Source organism: Thermanaeromonas sp. (assembly GCF_021890735.1).
GTDB lineage: Bacteria > Bacillota > DSM-521 > Neomoorellales > Neomoorellaceae > Thermanaeromonas.
Window position 1 is genome coordinate 13,071 of record NZ_JAKKUR010000018.1, and the last position, 15,959, is coordinate 29,029.

General features: G+C 46.3%; 13 protein-coding genes and 1 pseudogene. 11 read left to right on the plus strand and 3 right to left on the minus strand.

Annotated features, from left to right (window positions below; translation table 11 throughout):
• The first annotated feature begins 29 nt into the window (after positions 1–29).
• On the plus strand, positions 30–203 hold the full coding sequence (locus L5656_RS11355; protein WP_366017952.1) for an AbrB/MazE/SpoVT family DNA-binding domain-containing protein: 174 nt from the start codon (positions 30–32) through the stop codon (positions 201–203).
• A 1,110-nt stretch (positions 204–1,313) separates the two neighbouring features.
• Positions 1,314–2,330: a hypothetical protein gene (locus L5656_RS05335; RefSeq protein WP_297200106.1), complete on the plus strand. Its 1,017-nt coding sequence runs from the start codon at positions 1,314–1,316 to the stop codon at positions 2,328–2,330.
• A 250-nt stretch (positions 2,331–2,580) separates the two neighbouring features.
• Here the strand turns inward: L5656_RS05335 and L5656_RS11360 are convergent, their stop codons facing one another.
• Positions 2,581–2,952, minus strand: coding sequence for a transposase (locus tag L5656_RS11360; RefSeq protein ID WP_366017956.1), 372 nt, complete (start codon positions 2,950–2,952; stop codon positions 2,581–2,583).
• On the opposite strand from L5656_RS11360, the gene L5656_RS05340 reads away from it, so the two are divergent.
• The 6 genes from L5656_RS05340 to L5656_RS05365 all read left to right on the plus strand — a co-directional run bounded on the left by L5656_RS05340 (position 2,848) and on the right by L5656_RS05365 (position 10,338).
• On the plus strand, positions 2,848–3,069 hold the full coding sequence (locus tag L5656_RS05340) for a hypothetical protein (RefSeq protein WP_297200109.1): 222 nt from the start codon (positions 2,848–2,850) through the stop codon (positions 3,067–3,069). The genes L5656_RS11360 and L5656_RS05340 overlap by 105 nt on opposite strands.
• A 673-nt stretch (positions 3,070–3,742) precedes the next feature.
• On the plus strand, positions 3,743–6,184 hold the full coding sequence (locus L5656_RS05345; RefSeq protein WP_297200112.1) for a DEAD/DEAH box helicase: 2,442 nt from the start codon (positions 3,743–3,745) through the stop codon (positions 6,182–6,184).
• A gap of 346 nt (positions 6,185–6,530) precedes the next feature.
• Positions 6,531–6,683, plus strand: coding sequence for a hypothetical protein (locus tag L5656_RS05350; protein ID WP_297200115.1), 153 nt, complete (start codon positions 6,531–6,533; stop codon positions 6,681–6,683).
• Positions 6,684–6,814: 131 nt separating this feature from the next.
• Positions 6,815–7,696 carry a copper amine oxidase N-terminal domain-containing protein gene (locus tag L5656_RS05355; protein WP_297200118.1) on the plus strand — a complete coding sequence of 294 codons (882 nt, stop codon included), beginning with the start codon at positions 6,815–6,817 and terminating at the stop codon, positions 7,694–7,696.
• A gap of 12 nt (positions 7,697–7,708) precedes the next feature.
• Positions 7,709–9,682: a hypothetical protein gene (locus L5656_RS05360; RefSeq protein ID WP_297200121.1), complete on the plus strand. Its 1,974-nt coding sequence runs from the start codon at positions 7,709–7,711 to the stop codon at positions 9,680–9,682.
• A 191-nt stretch (positions 9,683–9,873) separates the two neighbouring features.
• Positions 9,874–10,338 (plus strand): hypothetical protein, encoded by a 465-nt coding sequence (locus L5656_RS05365; RefSeq protein WP_297200124.1) that lies wholly within the window; start codon positions 9,874–9,876, stop codon positions 10,336–10,338.
• A 261-nt stretch (positions 10,339–10,599) separates the two neighbouring features.
• On the opposite strand, the gene L5656_RS05370 is transcribed toward L5656_RS05365, so the two are convergent.
• Entirely contained in the window at positions 10,600–11,028 is a 429-nt protein-coding gene (locus L5656_RS05370) for a YgiT-type zinc finger protein (RefSeq protein WP_297200127.1), read from the minus strand.
• Between the two features lie 267 nt (positions 11,029–11,295).
• On the opposite strand from L5656_RS05370, the gene L5656_RS05375 reads away from it, so the two are divergent.
• From L5656_RS05375 to L5656_RS05385, 3 genes are all read left to right on the plus strand, one after another.
• The gene (locus L5656_RS05375) at positions 11,296–11,649 is read left to right on the plus strand and encodes a hypothetical protein (RefSeq protein ID WP_297200129.1); all 354 of its coding nucleotides are present in this window, start codon (positions 11,296–11,298) and stop codon (positions 11,647–11,649) included.
• Between the two features lie 729 nt (positions 11,650–12,378).
• On the plus strand, positions 12,379–12,705 hold the full coding sequence (locus L5656_RS05380) for a site-specific integrase (protein ID WP_297200132.1): 327 nt from the start codon (positions 12,379–12,381) through the stop codon (positions 12,703–12,705).
• A 20-nt stretch (positions 12,706–12,725) separates the two neighbouring features.
• Complete coding sequence (locus L5656_RS05385) at positions 12,726–13,613, plus strand: tyrosine-type recombinase/integrase (RefSeq protein WP_297200135.1); 888 nt, start codon at positions 12,726–12,728, stop codon at positions 13,611–13,613.
• Positions 13,614–13,674: 61 nt separating this feature from the next.
• Here the strand turns inward: L5656_RS05385 and ltrA are convergent.
• A pseudogene (gene ltrA, locus L5656_RS05390) lies at positions 13,675–15,080 on the minus strand (group II intron reverse transcriptase/maturase).
• Between the last annotated feature and the right edge of the window lie 879 nt (positions 15,081–15,959).

The following is a 15,959-nucleotide window of genomic DNA, read 5'->3' on the forward strand; positions in this document are numbered from 1 at the left end:
AAATTCTATGATTCTTAGGCGGTGGTCTTTTGCACACCAAAATTTATACTCCCAAAGTAAGCGCAAAAGGCTTAATGACCCTTCCTAAAGAGGCACGGGTTGCCCTTGGGATAAAAGAAGGCGACAGAGTGTTGCCCAAAGTGCAGCCAGACGGGAAAGTAACGGATTTGCTCTTTGAATTCGTCGGTGTATTGTCTCATTGACCTTCCCCCTAAAGCGATTTATAGCCTCTACATGGAGATTTTCCAAATTGTTTAGGGGGTTAAACAGAATACTACTAAGAGTAGATAGACCCTTAACCCTTGATGCTCCCGTTTTTGGGGGTTTGCCACGTTTACCAGCGGTGTCAGAATTATTCCTGCAAAAGTAGAGGCAGACCTATTCCAAGTGTACTTTGAGGTAAATAATCAGTTTCCGCAATTAGAATGAGAACATTTAAGGCCATAATTGCCATTAATGACTAACATTTTATCTACGTTTGAACTTTGGTTACTAAATTCACCATTTATTGCGGGTATTATATTCCGTGATGCCAGCCTTATTAACTTCATTAAGTCTTCCATTAAATGAAGGGTTTTCCGTACGCAGGTAGAATAACTACCATTATGGAATAACCACTACTATGGTCAGGATAAGGTGATGTTCCAAAAATCGTGGAAAATGAGAAAGTAGGGGTTCCTCAACCCTCTGTGGGATAACAGGGATGGACAAACAAGAAGAGGAGGTAACGCTGCCAATGCTAGTATATTATAAGTTAAGGGAAAACCCAATACCCTGGTCAATTTCCCTAACCTGCCTGACCAGGCACAAATATCTTTAGATGAGATCATGGACAAAGCCAAAAAAGGCCGGTAATTTTGGTAGTGTTAACACCTTATCAAAAGGTGCATTTATCTAGCTTATGACTGGGGGTGCATCTAAATTTGATAGACTTAAGAATTCGGGCTAGTCAATACAGATTAGACCAACAGAGTTTCGTACGTGTACTTTTCAAGCTCTCGGAGCTAGGGTGGGAACCGGCTCTTCTACAATCTCAAATGGTTATTCTTGAGCGTGCTTCCATGTCGCTCGAGCATTTGCCGGAGATTCGATTCGTCTTGCCACCCTATAGGCATTCTGTAGTTAGCGGAGACATCTTTTTTGTCGGTGATCGGGATGTTTTCTTTCTTGTAGTGGCTTCACGGCGGGACTATATAGAGAGATATTGGGAGGATAGGTTTAGCGAGCCCCCTATCCACCTTACCCAGGAAAGTAACAAGCCACAGATTGTTCTGGGTGTTATTTCCTGTGTTGGCGAAGAGTTGAACCGAAGATTGGACGAATTTACTACTGCGGTGGAAACTGCTATCAGAGCATCTGGTACACAAAACGCAACTGAGGTAGACTTTAAATGGAAAGAGATTCAACCAGAAACACCCAAGCTTGCTAAGATACGCGGTGAAGCAGCATCTCGAGAGATAAGATTTGAAGAACCGAAGTTGGAACTCAATTACCTTAATGTAGTAGAGAATTTTACCGACGGCGCAAATAGAGAGTTGCTGATTGAGATAAGCCAGGCTGGGTTTGTTCTTGAACGCGACCTTCTTGGAAGAAAGAGGAGAGATAGCGACAAGGTACAGGCTATCCTTGAAAAGCTACGGCAAGATGGGCTCGTTAAAGCGGATTATGTTTTGGAATGCAAAAAAGAACGAAAAATCATTACAAGGTTGAGGACCCAAGATCAGATTAATGTCCCCGAAGTAGCGGAACTTACCTGTCCATATTGTAGTTCTAGTTTTAGTCAAGAGAAGCTCTCTATTGGGTATTCTTTGTCTGAATTGGGGCATCGAATGCTGCAAGGAAGCCATTGGATGACCGTTCTCGTGACAGGTTTATTAGTGAAGCTTGGTGTTCCGCAGGGTTCCATTTTATGGCATGTCAGTGAAGCAGGTGGAGAAATAGACATTCTGGCCGAGGTTATGGAGAGTCTTTGGATTTTTGAACTAAAAGACAGGGAGTTTGGAGCAGGAGACGCCTACGCCTTAAACTATAGAAGGGTAATTTACGGGGCAGACAAAACCGTGGTAGTTACTACTGAACGCATATCGCCAGATGCCAAACGCGTGTTGGAAGGGGTACAAACTGAATACAGAAGATACGGTAGGCGGACGAACAACCTTGTTTATATCGAAGGGCTTGAACAAGCTGAGGAAATTCTGACCAAAGAAATCTCATTGGAAAGACTGCGCTACGCGCGACGATGGCTTGTACCATTAGAGGAATTGTCAGGCTATAACATTGGTAAGATCTTATCTGTTCGATTCGAAAAAGAACTTAGTACTCAGCAGTAGAGAAAAGACATCTTTGGATCAACATCAACGTGTTGGTAGTCTCAATTAATAAAGTAGTCCACCGGGATAATGGAGCTGTTGCCAAACTTCTTGTAGCTAAAGCACCAGGATGGGTCAGCCCACAATGACGCAAGTACCTTTAGTTGCTAAGCAGTGGACCTGTACAAATTCTTTCCTCTTCTTTTCCGTCGCCTTAACCAGTTGCCTGATATTGTGTACTGCCAGGGCAAGCAAAGCTTGGATGTGTACTTTAAGCGTACCCCGGAGAGTTGCACGGTCTCATCCTCGCGGCCCTTTCATCTCTGCAAACACTGTTTAAGGCCCCGAAGCGAGCCCGCAGCTTGGAAAGAATGCTGTGGTCAGGCGGCATCTCGTCTAAGTCGTATCCCAGAAACCACATAGAGGCCAGGTTAAGGCGGCACTCTTCCGCCAGTTTCCGTTCGCAGGTTTCACCGTAGAGGTAGCCGAGGAGGGCCATCTTGAAGATGACGACCGGGTCTACGGAAGGAGCGCCGGTGTGGCTGTAGTAGGGACGGACGTAATCGTAGATGAAAGAGAAATCGATAACACTTGCAATCTTGCGGAGGAGGTGGTCTTGCGGGATGCACTCTTCAAGGCTTATGTGGTAGAAGAGCTTAGGCTTAAGGTGTGCGGCGGCCCATCAAGGTGTATTACTCCATGTTTTGCTTTTTACAGAGGAAGATTCCACATGATCCACGAAAATCCTTCATACAAATGAGTTTCACAACAGCTCCATATGTTTGCAAAGTGGCCTAATTGTTTTCCCTTGTTCTCTTGTTCTAGCCTTGCAGTATGTTTACCTTAACTGCGCTATTTTCCTGTCTCCTCACGCCGTGCTTAAAATACGGCGTTTTTTATGTACACCTAGCGTAGGCGTTAACCATGAGAAAGGGAAAAGTTGTGGAAAGTCTTGAAGCTAAAAGAAGGCGACCGATGAGGAAGTATAGAGGAAGTACGGGAGGATTTCGAAATTACAGGTGTGAAATAATCAACGAATATATTCCAGCTTTGGAGAAGGTTATAGAAGATACAGTTTGGTACACGAAAACACTTCGGCGAGGCTATACGACACTACAACCTTCAAAAAAATGTCCATATCTGCTTGACAAAATATTTTATATTTGGAAATGCTTGCATATCAAACAAATCTATGATATTATAGCAGTAGCGTTGAACTAATATATAAAACTGGCTTTTATTTCTAAGGAAAAAGATAGTACGGCCATGTACTATCTTTCGGTTTTGGTTGGGGGTATTTATTTTGGCATCCCAAATAGCTCTTAAAGAGTAAGTAAATAAACAGGGGGAAGTAAATAAAGCAAGAAGATATGCGTGGAGGAAGAAATAGGGCCATAAATAGGCCTTTCCTAAGAAAGAAGGAGGTATAAAGGGTGATCCCGTTCAGAAAGGTAAATTTGTATGAACTTTTTTTTAACCATCATTTGCACGAAGGGGAAATTCTAATAAACCAAGAAGAGATGTGGGCTGTATGGAGCTACGATAGCAAGGCCCCAAATGGGACAAAGATATATGACATAGTTTACGAATTTAAATGTGCGGGGTATGCAAGTTGGACGGGAAAAGTCTGGATGTTCACCGACAGACAGGCTTTTGAGGAGTTTTTGACCAAGTGCCGGGCACACGGAGTACTGGTTAAGAGCGAGTGCGGCAATGGTCACGAATTCTCTTCATTACCAATTAAGGTTAGTCCGGTATCTGAAGGGTGGCTTCTGATTACTACCCCTAAACCCCCAGCTAATACAGTTGTTCGTGATATAATAGCGGGTTTGCCGTTTTTCGCTGAGAGTGCAGACCGCAGCTCTTACGCTGCTATACTCAGCACAAATGAATTTGATGCCATAATCAAACAGTCAAGCCTCAATTTGGGCGCAATTGACATCGACTTAACGTCCAAAGAAGCAAAGACCCCTCCGCCGACGGTTACCCCCGTCCGGGTACCTGCTGGATTCTTGGTGTTAGACCTGCGTCGCCATCCTCTAGCCTTGCGCATCCTTATAGAAGCCGAGCAATTACCTAAACCGGTAACTCCTTGGAAGACGCCACCCCTTCACGAAGGAATAATCTGCGTTGATGATAAAGGCTGGGAAGAATTAGCTATGAGGCTTCGGAAGTTAGGAATACCTATCGGTAATGTTCTTGAATTGGACGGCCTCAGGCTCGAAGCAGGTTGGGATAAACCAGGCCGCTGCGGGGAAACGCTCCACGGATATCAGAAAGCAGGAATAGAATTTCTTGCACAAAGGAGCCTCCGGGCCATTCTGGCAGATGAGATGGGTTTAGGAAAAACTGTGCAAGCGATCCGCGCTGCCGTGGGAACCGGAATGAAGCGGATCTTAGTTATCGCCCCTGCCATTGCTAGGTGGGTGTGGGATGCAGAAATTCGCCGTTGGTGCGAATGCCAAGACGGAGAAATTTACCATCTTAATGACACGGTAGATGTACAAATTCCACCTGAAGTCAAGTGGGTAATCGCGACCTATGACCAAACTGTCCCAAAGGAGAACACATTAAAGCTACCTGTGTCGATAGAAACTTTTTACGCCGCTGTAACAGGTGAGTATCCGTCACAGGGGGAAGACGATGCGTTCCAAAAACTGTTGAGGATGAAGGAAGTTAGTGGCTTGGAAGTCAATGGCAATACTATAACACTAAAGCTCAAGTCCCCTCTCTGTTTGACACAGCCTGAGTTATTACCGCTAGAGGCACAGAAACACCTGGAACGGGCAAACAAGCGGCTGGGAGGAAGTGTAATAAAAGGTATTATGGACTGGCTTCCAGACTTAGTAATTTTAGACGAAGCGCACCGGGTAAAAAATCCTAATGCCAAAAGGACACAAACAATCTGTAAACTACTAGATCTTATACCTAACAGACGCGTTATAATTCTGACCGGTACCCCGGTACGCAACCACGGTGGTGAAGCACGGCAATTAATTACTCTGATTGATCCTTTTTATGGTAAAAAAGCTAAGAATGATTCGTTGCTACGGGCTAGTCTCGCTTTTGTTATGTTGAGAAGAAAAAAGCAGGACGTAATGGAACAGTTGCCTAGTATTATTCGGCAAACCGTGGAAATAGATATAGAAGCTGAAAAATTGGAGGAGTACTATGACATAATGGAAAAAGTCTTGGAGGATTACGAAGAAGCGTATGCTAGAGCTAAGTCGCTAGGGTGCTCTGATGCACAAGCGAAAGCGCAGGCCAGGAGGTGCGTCTTGGCTCTTCTCTCACGTGCTAGGAGGATTCTTGGAGTTGCGAAAGCTGAAGACCTTCGCCTGGCTGAAATGATTGCCGACAGCGTAGAAACCCAGAAAGTCGCTATCTTTTGTCATCACCATGACGCCATTGCAGCATTGCGCCAGAATCTATCTGCTGCAGGCTTGAGGGTAGTAGTGGTGTCGGGGGAAATGGATCAGTGTACAAGGATTGAGACAGTGGAGAGTTTTAATCGGGGAGATGCTGATATTTTTATTGGTAGTATATCAATAATGGAAAGCATATCGCTATCTGATATAGGTGCGTACTTCCTTGTAGAATTTCCTTGGGTGCCTGCAGAAATCCTACAAGCGGAAGCCAGGCTAATCCGTCCTGCACAGGATCTCACTGCGCAGCAGAGTATTCACGCGGTGAAAATTGTTGCGAAAATCTTGGAGCCCAATCTTGACAAGTACATTCAGGAAGTCTTAGACCAGAAATTGGCAACAATCGGTTATATTCTGAACGACGATACCCTGCCAACTGCCTTCGAAAGTGTAGCAAACTTGGCGATAGACTGGGTACTAAAGGAGGCTGAGAGTAGAAAAAAGGCATAGAGCGGCTGATTCTGGCATAATGTTCTAGGATGAGGTGATCAAAGTGGAAACACAAAAGTATATGATAGTGACCTGTTATGAAGACGAAAAAACTTTGGTAAGACCTCGAAATTGCACGAGAGATCATAGAACAATATCGCCCGGCCTTTGAGGAAGCTTGCCAGGCTATAACCGTTTTGGCACACCAAACTGCTTCCCGCGGGGCCGCATTGTTCCGCCCTGTAACCTGTAAAAAATGTCCAAAACTAGTTGACAAAAAATTTTAGAACAGGCAAGATTTGCAACTACATGATTTCTATGTTATATTGGGTGTAGAAAGTTAACAGATAAGGGGGTGTCGAAATAGGTGCCGGGCAAAGTGGAGAGCAGGAGAATAAACATAGACTTGGACAGAGAATTGTGGAGGCAGGCAGGTATGGTTGCGGCAAAACTAGAAATCACCAAACGCAAACTAGTCGAAATGGCGTTAAAGGAATTTATTTCTCGTTCGCAAGGTTAAGTTTGCCAGGCTATTAATTTTTAACAGGTTTTGGAAGATAGTATCTAAATACTATCTTTCTTGATTCTATAGGGAGTTTTTTGGCAAGCCAAAACGAATTTACAAATTTACATGAGAGAGGAGAGATCGGAATGATGAAGAAAATTACCCTTTCCATTATGACCATTGCTCTGGCCCTAACCCTGGCCGCGGCCGCCTTTGCTCAGGACGCAATTCATCCCAAGATCTTTGTAGACGGGAAGGAAATCCACCCTGACGTGCCAGCTTACATTAACTCCGACAATCGGACTATGATCCCCTACCGTGCAGTTTCGGAGGCCCTGGGGGCGACGGTAGATTGGAATGAGGCCGATCAGTCTGTAACAGCTAAGTACAAGGACAAATATGGAGAAAGAACCGTGGTAATGTGGATCGGAAAAAATCAATATACAGTCATTCAAAGGAAAGATTATAGGGTCAACAACATCCAAAAGGTTATGGATACTGTCCCAGTAATAGTCAATGGTCGCACTATGATCCCCTTGCGGGCTGTTGCTGAGGGGTTAGGGTGTGTGGTACGGTGGAACGCAGTTGACTATGCTGTTTATGTAATAAGCCCCAACGCCAAAGCTCCTGGTACTCCGGCTGGAGAGTATCCTGGTTTCCAGAATGCCCCTAACTATGTTTATGATGATTATACTAAACGCTGGCCAGTTCAAGAGCCTGCAAATTTACCTTATACTACCCCTCTTTATGGAATAACTATTTATTCTTACCAAATCGGAGATAAACAGGTTCATGTAAGAATGAGTGAATACAGCAACTATAGCCTTATAATCAAAAAGAAAGATGGAAGTTGGACACAAAGCACGCCTGACAAAAAGGACTATTACGGTGCATATACCACAAACCCCGACGGAACTGTAACAGTTCATTATCCTATTTATCATGCTGGAGAATGGTTAGCTCATCCCGAAGAAATTGCAGAGATGTATATTTGTACACCAGGAATGTATGTTAAATTGCCGTACTAAGGGGGTGGTGGGGTGAGAAAGCGTATAGCTATTTACCTAACAATAATTTTACTGATCTCACTCTTCCCTTTCCCCCTAAATTCCCCTAACATTGCTTCCGCCGCACCGCCAGAGCAAATGTTACTTAAGATCATCGACGTAGCCTATTTCGACATTTGGAAACACAGCGACGGCACCTGGCAGGATACTAATGGTGACCGCTATCCGGACGCACCTTGGGGCCAATATGAAGAGTGGGGTAATACTTATTACCTTCCTAGTTGGGTAGTACAGCAATATAAAATTACCAGAATAGATGTCAAGAAAGGTATCAGTTACGAAGATTTTTCAGACTCTATAACTATTGGCTGGCCCAAAGATCAATATGGAAACAATTATGACGCTTTTTTTCTCGATTACTTAAGATACACCCCAGACCAATACTCTGTTGGTGGAGGTCCTCTTCCTAATAACGCTATAGACTTTATATATTCGCTAACACTCGCTCCTAAAGAACGTGCCAGAAACATCAAAGAACCCTGGCAAGGCCCAAACGTAGAAGGCTGGCGCTGGTACATCCCGTGGACGATTACGGTTTACGGCTATCGTAAGGCAAATGTAACCATCCAAAAGGTTGAAGTAACCGACCAGAACGGAACCCTAATGGCAGAAGTCACCAGGGGTTCCACGCCTATTGTTCATCAACCGGTCAGAGCTGATAAAGTATACAACGTAAAAGTTACCCTCACCACCTCTGAACTTCCCGGGGCACAGTTGGTAAATTTAGATGTTCGAGGCACGGAAGCAAAGCTAGGCGGAGCCAATCCGGTAGAGATTGGTAGGGGAACAATACCCTCAATGGTCTTTCCTGACCAGAAGGAAGTAACCTTCCAATGGAGGCCGTTAGATAACGCAAGCAAGACGTTGACGGTCTATTATAACGGAGCCGAAAACGATCCGAACGGAGACCTAAACTCTGACCGCACTGATGACTGGCTGTATATAGATTTCGTGCTTGATCAGATAAACCTGGCAGTAAACTATATTAATGCCGAGCCTTCTCCGGCCCAGCAGAACTCTTCCGTGTCCATTCAGGTTGGGGGGCAGAATTATTCCAACGTAGGAATAGATACTGTCCTGGTGGTAAGGGCTAATGGGCAGGAGATAGCAAGGCAGCTTGTAAGTTTACCGGCCTACCAGGCCAGAGATTATGTGTTTACGTGGGTGCCGACCACCACCGGACAGGTCACTCTTGAAGCCGAAATTAACCCCGACCGGACTATTGGCGAAACAACCTATGCCGACAACAAAAAATCAACTACGCTAGAGGTAACTCCGCCTCCAGAGGTTTACCCAATATGTAAAAATACCGATGCCAGCTATACCGTGGTCTATCGCTGGTGGTGGTACGACCCCTGCTGTTACCATGACGAAGATGGCTGTTCAGGTTGCTGGAAGCTGGCCGAGGTTCCGGTAACTTACCGTGAGCAATTCAAAATCCTTAGCGCAACCCTTTCCGCAAGCTGGAGGAGTGCCTACGAAACCACCGACTTTGACATAATGCACCAGAACGCTAAGGCGGTGGCTGGTTGGCCGATGACCCTGAAGGTAGTTACCGAATATAGAACGGATTGGGAATCAAAAGTACCCCAAAGCCCGTGCTGTCCGCCTGCCAGCCCATTTGGCGGCACATATAATGGTCCGACCGAGATGAGGGTTCAATGGCCGGACGGGAAGGTAACTATCTTAGAGAGAACAGACCGCCAGGTTTACCAGGAAGGCAACTGGTACGTTGAGCGGTCGGTTTGGGAGTTCCCGCTCCGGGATACCATTACGGATGGATGGCAAAGGTATGTTTACCCCGACGAAAATACCCGGGAAGGGCTTTACGTTGCCAGATTGACCTCAAACGCCGGTGGCCGTACTGGTGTGTGTGATGGCTTCGATTTTGGAGTGGAAATAACTGGTACAATGTATGATTTTTTGAAAACCCATGTAGTGCAGTAAAATAACGTCATAACGTTATACCGTTGTGAAACTATACTGTTATAACGTTAAATTCGCTCAAACGCAAAAATTGGCCCTTCTGAGCGGGGGGGTTATGGCGGGGGATATTCCCACCTACCCCCGCCGGAAAGGTCGCTTGTAGGGCAAAATAATGCGGATAGAAGGCATTTCAGTGGAGGGGGTGGATACGGATGGCAACCAATTCCGGTGTTGACCTAGAGAAGATGAGGGATAAACTTTTGAAGATCGGCAAAAAACTAGAGCACGTTCAAGTAAGGAGAAGTAAAGGAGAAATAATCGACCCGTTTAATCTAAAATTAATGCTGTTGAACCGTAGTATGTTCGGCGGGCTCCATGATACTGTCTTAGAATTTCTCCTATGGATAAATAAGTTCAGATTTTGCTATAGAGAATTAGCGCTAGAATTCTTTGGTAAAAATGGATTGACACCAAGCGAGGCAGAGTTTGTTCTAGAATTTTTGCTTGAGGCGGGATTTTTGATTGAATACACTTTTGTTTACGAAAAGGTAAAAATAATAGGCATGGATTTAGCGGCAGATGCGGCAATAAGGGCTGTGGGGGAACGGAGTAACTTTACCATATCAACTTCCCAGGAAATGTTGAGAATGGCTTCGCTGGCCTTCGTGAGAAAGTAGAAAAATAGAAAAGCTAAGGGTGGTCATCGAGACCACCCTTAGCTTTTTTGCTTCACTTTGGCGATACGGGGTAATTTCTTGTTTTGACGCCTTATAGGTACTTTATTAACCTTATTGGCCAGTGCGGCCAATCCAAGAAAGTTTTAACTTTTAACGCCTCAGAGGTACTTTATTAACCAATGGGAAGAGACGGTTAGCGAAACTTTTCGTGACGTTTTAACGCCTTATAGGTACTTTATTAACCCGTCCGCCAATTTAATCTTAGCATTTTTTATGACTCGTGTCAATAATTTCCGTGTAATCCACTTCGCCTGCGAAACCTCTTGCCTGTATTATCTTTTCCAGTTCCACTAAAAGCTTCAAATCCGTTCCGACCGTGCCGCATTTCGAGCACTTCACACTTGGCACGTTCTTAACGATCACTTGGCCGATCTCCCAATCGGCTTTAACCTCTTCGAGTTCTTCGCACTTAAAACACTTGTAAAGCTCTTCATAGCTCACGGTCGCCCAGGGGTAAAACCCGCCCTCGGCTATCACTTCTTTAATTCTGGCCATAGCCTCCGGTTTAAACGTAATCTCCCCGCACTCTTGGCACTTCCAGGCCGGTACATCCATAACGAAAAAGTCACCTTCGTTGTACACGCCCCAGCTCTCTACTAGTTTGCCGCCGCAAGTGCATTTGGAGGGCATAGGCATCACTCCCTTTGTTTGCTTTGATAAAATTATTGTGCTATAATTTGGGTAGACAGTATATATATATACCTCTTTTTAAGTTCAAAAACCAGGTATTCTCCAAAGTGGAGAATAACAATTTGGCAGGTTAAAGAAATCAGGCAGGAGCTTACATGCATGCCCCTGCCTTTTTGCGTTTCTTGAACGGACGCAAAAGGAAAGGGGCAGGCGGCAACCTCCCCTTTCCTTCTTTTAGAAAATTTTTTAGGAAAGGGGATGGGCAAAATGCGTGAAGGGATCTTAATTCCGGATTTTGTCGAGAGGGAAGTAACAGAGGTAAGGCAAAAGGCTCGGGAAAGAGCCCGTAGGATGGGATGGAGGGTACTTTTTCCGGCCAGACGAGAAAAGTTTTCTTCGGACGGTGAATATTATGAGTTTCTTCTTGCTCAGGAAGAAGCTCGGAGGGAATTGGCGATTAAGGTATTTAAAACTTCAGCAAAGGTTTTATTGAAAACTTCATGGTTTATTTTAAGGATTACCTTGAAGCTCGCTTACATTTTTATTTTGGTAATTTTTTCTAGGAAAGCGGCTAATCCTGGAACTAATGAGAGCAGGTATTTCTATAGCGGACATAGCTAATATACGTGAAGAGGACATAGATTTTGAGGCGAAATCTGTACGGACAGGTAGAGGGGTAATAAAAGTTAGTCAATATTGTATCGAACTAATCGTAGAAGCTATAGGTTCTCCTTTTTACTACGATTACGACGGCAAGACTATTGTCTTGGAAGATAATGGTTATATCGTAAGAAATTTGGAACGACCCTTTTCTAAGGTTACCGAGGAACAAATTCGTAGAAGGCTACGACGTGCCCAAGATGGTCTTGGGCTTCGGTTGTAGCTTTAAGGCCCGGAGGTAAAACCTCCGGGCCAGGTGCTTAAATCGTTTTGGCAAACTAAATCTCTTAGGTGGGGCGGCCAACCGGCCTGGTCGGAGAACTGGTTGGGGGCGGGCCGAAGGCCCGCAACCGTGCCCGTCCGGCTTCGCCGGACACCCGCAAGTGCGGGGAGTTGGCGCGGATGGCCCACGTCCCCGACAGGGGGACACCGCTTCAGCGGCATGTGGGCATTGACTACTAAACGGGCGTTGGCACTAAACCGTTTGGATTTAGATCTCCTTGAGCGGCGTCTGTCTCTTTCGCCGACCGGAGCCGAAGGCGGAGGGAGGGGAAAGAGACAGACGCCTATAGGGGCCGGGGATTTAGAAAAATCACCGGACAGAGCGGGGAACCCCCAAAAAAACGGGTGAAAAAAATACCCGCAAAGGGAAAGGTGCTTTTTCTTTTTTCCAAGGGGGCGAGCGAGAAAATGACCGGGGCGGAACGGAATTTGGTCATCCAATTTGAAAAAATTGCCAAGCACGTCCGGGAAAATAGTTTTCGGACGAGAAAACGCTACCGGCTAATCTTTATCCAGTTTCTAAGGTTCGTCGCCGTAACCTTCCACCTCCAAAACATAAAGAATTTAAAAGAAAAACACGTAATCGCCTATATCCGCAAGCTAGAGGGCGAAAACAAAGCACAATCAACTATATTCACTCATCTTAGTGCAATACGCTTTTATTTTGCTAAAATTGGCCTCCAAAAGATCAGTTCTAATCAGGAACTTTTTACTTTAAGTAAAAAGTTAACCTGAATATAAAAAGGTGGTAAACAATGAGTACCTACACCAGTCTGAAACAGCAAATTGAAAAAATCAGGCGTGAGGCGAACGAAACCGTAAGTTTCAAGACGAGAGACAGATATTGGGCCTCTTTCGACAGGTTTTGCCGATTTTGCGCCGAGAGGTTTAAGCTCCAAAACGTAAGGAATATCCAGGATAAACATATCCTAGCATACGTGGAACATTTGAAACAAGAAAGCCGGAGCGCTTCGCACATCAAGACGGAACTGAGCGGAATCCGTTACTGTCACGATCTCATCCCCAATGCAAAGTATAGGCTTTCCGACAATAAAAAATTTGATTTACCCCGCCGCAAATTCGGGGGTGTAGATCGCTCCTGGTCACCGGAGGAGTACCAGAAAATGCAGGAAATTGCCAGAGAACAGGGCAACCTCCGGGCGGCGCACGTGATGTCTTTATGCCGCCACGCTGGCCTCAGGATCGAAGAGGCCCTACGCCTGGACCGGGCAACGGCGGAAAAAGCCCTGCGGACAGGGGTCTTACATATAAAGGGCAAAGGGGGCCGGGAACGGGATGTAGAAATTAGTTCTGAAGTAAGGAAAACTCTCGCCGAGGCCATGCAAACCGTACCCAGAGGGCAGAAGCTTTTCGTAAGCCAAAACGAAAAAACCCATAAAGTCAAACACCAGCTAGAAAACTGGATGGAAACGAATAGAGGCAAGGCCCAGGCCCCAGGCCGCCAGCGGCCCCTGACCTGGCATGGGTTAAGGCATAGCTATGCAAAGGAACGCTATGCTTTCTATAGAAATGTGGCTAAAATGAGTAAAATCGACGCAAGAAAGGCAGTTTCAGCCGAAATCGGCCACAACCGGGACGATGTGACCCGCATCTATCTGGGTAAGGAATCGGACATCGGGTAGGAGGGGGCGGCTAACCCCCGTCCCCCCACACCACCGTACGTACCGTTCGGTATACGGCGGTTCATAAGGCACTACGAAGTTCTAAGTACCGTTCGACTAAGCTCGTCAGCCCTTGGTCTTTCCAATATTTAAGGCCAAGGGCCTTATTCACTTGGGGAGTGTTCGCTAGCCTCCAGTACCCTTTCCGGGACCTGCTTATAAGGCTCGCCCAGTCTTCTGGTATCCCTAACGCTACTAAGTTGCGTCTCCTGGTCCGTGGTCTCCTCCATTGCTTTAGCAGGCACATCCTGAGCCGCCGCCTTATCCACTCATCCAGAGTTTGTAGAGTGCTCAGCGTATCTATTAGCCGAAAGTACCCTATCCATCCCTTAAGATAAGTGTTCAACAGCTCTATGCGCTGCTTAGGCTCTATGCTCCAGTTCCGCCTCGTTATCTGCCGTATTCTATCCTTGAACCGCTTCAAGGTCTTGGGCGCTAACCTTATCCTCGGTTCCCGTTCCCAGGTGAAGGAGAAACCTAAAAATTTCCTCTTCCATGGCCGGTCAACTGCACTCTTCTCCATATTGACTTTGAGCTTTAGTCGCCCCTCTACATACCTTTTCACGCTCTCCATTACGCGAAGTCCTGCCCTCTGGCTCTTTACGTAAATATTGCAGTCATCCGCATAACGGCCAAACTTGTGACCCCGTCTCTCTAACTCCTTGTCTAATTCATCAAGGATTATGTTGGCCAACAACGGGCTTAGCGGCCCTCCTTGCGGTGTCCCTTCCTCCGAGGTTATACAGATACCGTTCACTATGACCCCTGCCTTAAGGTATGCCCGAATAAGCTTTAGTACTCTCTTGTCCTTAACTCTCCGGGCTACCCTGGCCATGAGAATGTCATGGTTTACCCGGTCAAAGAATTTCTCTAAGTCCAGGTCTACTACATACCTGTACCCCTCTCGGATATACCCTTGAGCTTCTTTCACCGCCTGGTGGGCATTCCTGCCCGGCCTGAAGCCATAGCTATGTTCTGAGAAGCCAGGGTCGAATATCGGTGTTAGGACTTGTAGTAGGGCCTGTTGGAGAGATCGTCCAGCACCGTGGGTATCCCTAATAGCCTTACGCCTCCGTCGGGTTTCGGAATCTCGACCCTCCGTACCGGCTGCGGCCTATAGGTCCCCTTGAGCAACTCTTCCCTTATCCTCGGCCAGTGCTCCTTGAGGTATGGTCGAAGGGATTTTATCTCCATACCGTCTACACCAGCCGCTCCTTTGTTGCTTTCTACCCGGTGCAGGGCACGGAGCATGTTGCTCCGCTCTACCACCTTCTCCATCAGGTCGGTACTGTCCCCGCAGGGTGGCTCCCCTACTCGTGCCGGAGAAGGACTAGGCACTCCCACGGTCCCCCGCAGTTTCACCGCTTCCTCCCATGGGTAGCTCCCTCCCGGGATTTTCGGCTGTCTTCGCCCTCCTCTCGAACTCATAAAGTGCCTCCCTGTCCTTATGTTCGGTCCTTCCCTCTCTTCATCGCCTAAAAGGGGTACTATGACCTCTGCTGACTCCTGCCAGCTCAACCGCACCTCTCAATGCGGGTTACCAGATTACCCGGCCTACCTGGCAGGCCTCCCCGGGTAAGGACGTTGACTTTCCCTCCATCCACCCGCCGCATATACTCTCAGCAGCCTTCGGTAGCAAGGACTTCGCTTTGGTTCGCAAGCTCATCCAACTGCTGCTAGCCTCCTATGCGGTTCCTGTTCGTCGGGCCGGAGGTTTGCCGCCGGCTTCCTTCAGACCCCACCTCACGATGGGCGCCCTTGCCTTAAGCTAACGACTACTGCTACCTTCGTCGTTCGGGACTTCCACCCTATAGCCAACGCCCATGCCGGGCACACGAATAGAAAGAGCAGGCGTGCCCTCTCCCGCCTGCTCTTATAGAAAAAGTAGACGGTAAAGCCCTCAATCTCTGAACCGTCTGCCTTTTTAATATAACCGGTTTTTCTGCCAGAAGTCAATGGGGAAAAGTTGTCAGATAATTCTGGAAGCTGTAATACAGTTTATTACAGTGTAATAAAGTTAATTACAATGCATGACAGTGTAAGAAGGTGTGATACAGAGGTACAAGAAGGTATAAGGAGCTATTCTAGCTACACCAAAAAATATATGATTTTTTAGCAGTAAATAGTTGATCTGAGGAATAGGATATGATATAATCCAAGACGTAGGGTATCCGGTAAGCCCTACAAGGACTATTTGGTACGTTCCGGAAGGCAGATTTTACCTAACGTAGGTAAAGTCTGCCTTTATTATTTTAAAAGCATTCCTGTAATAATGTGAGGCAGTTGTTGCCAATAAAAAAGCCTCCT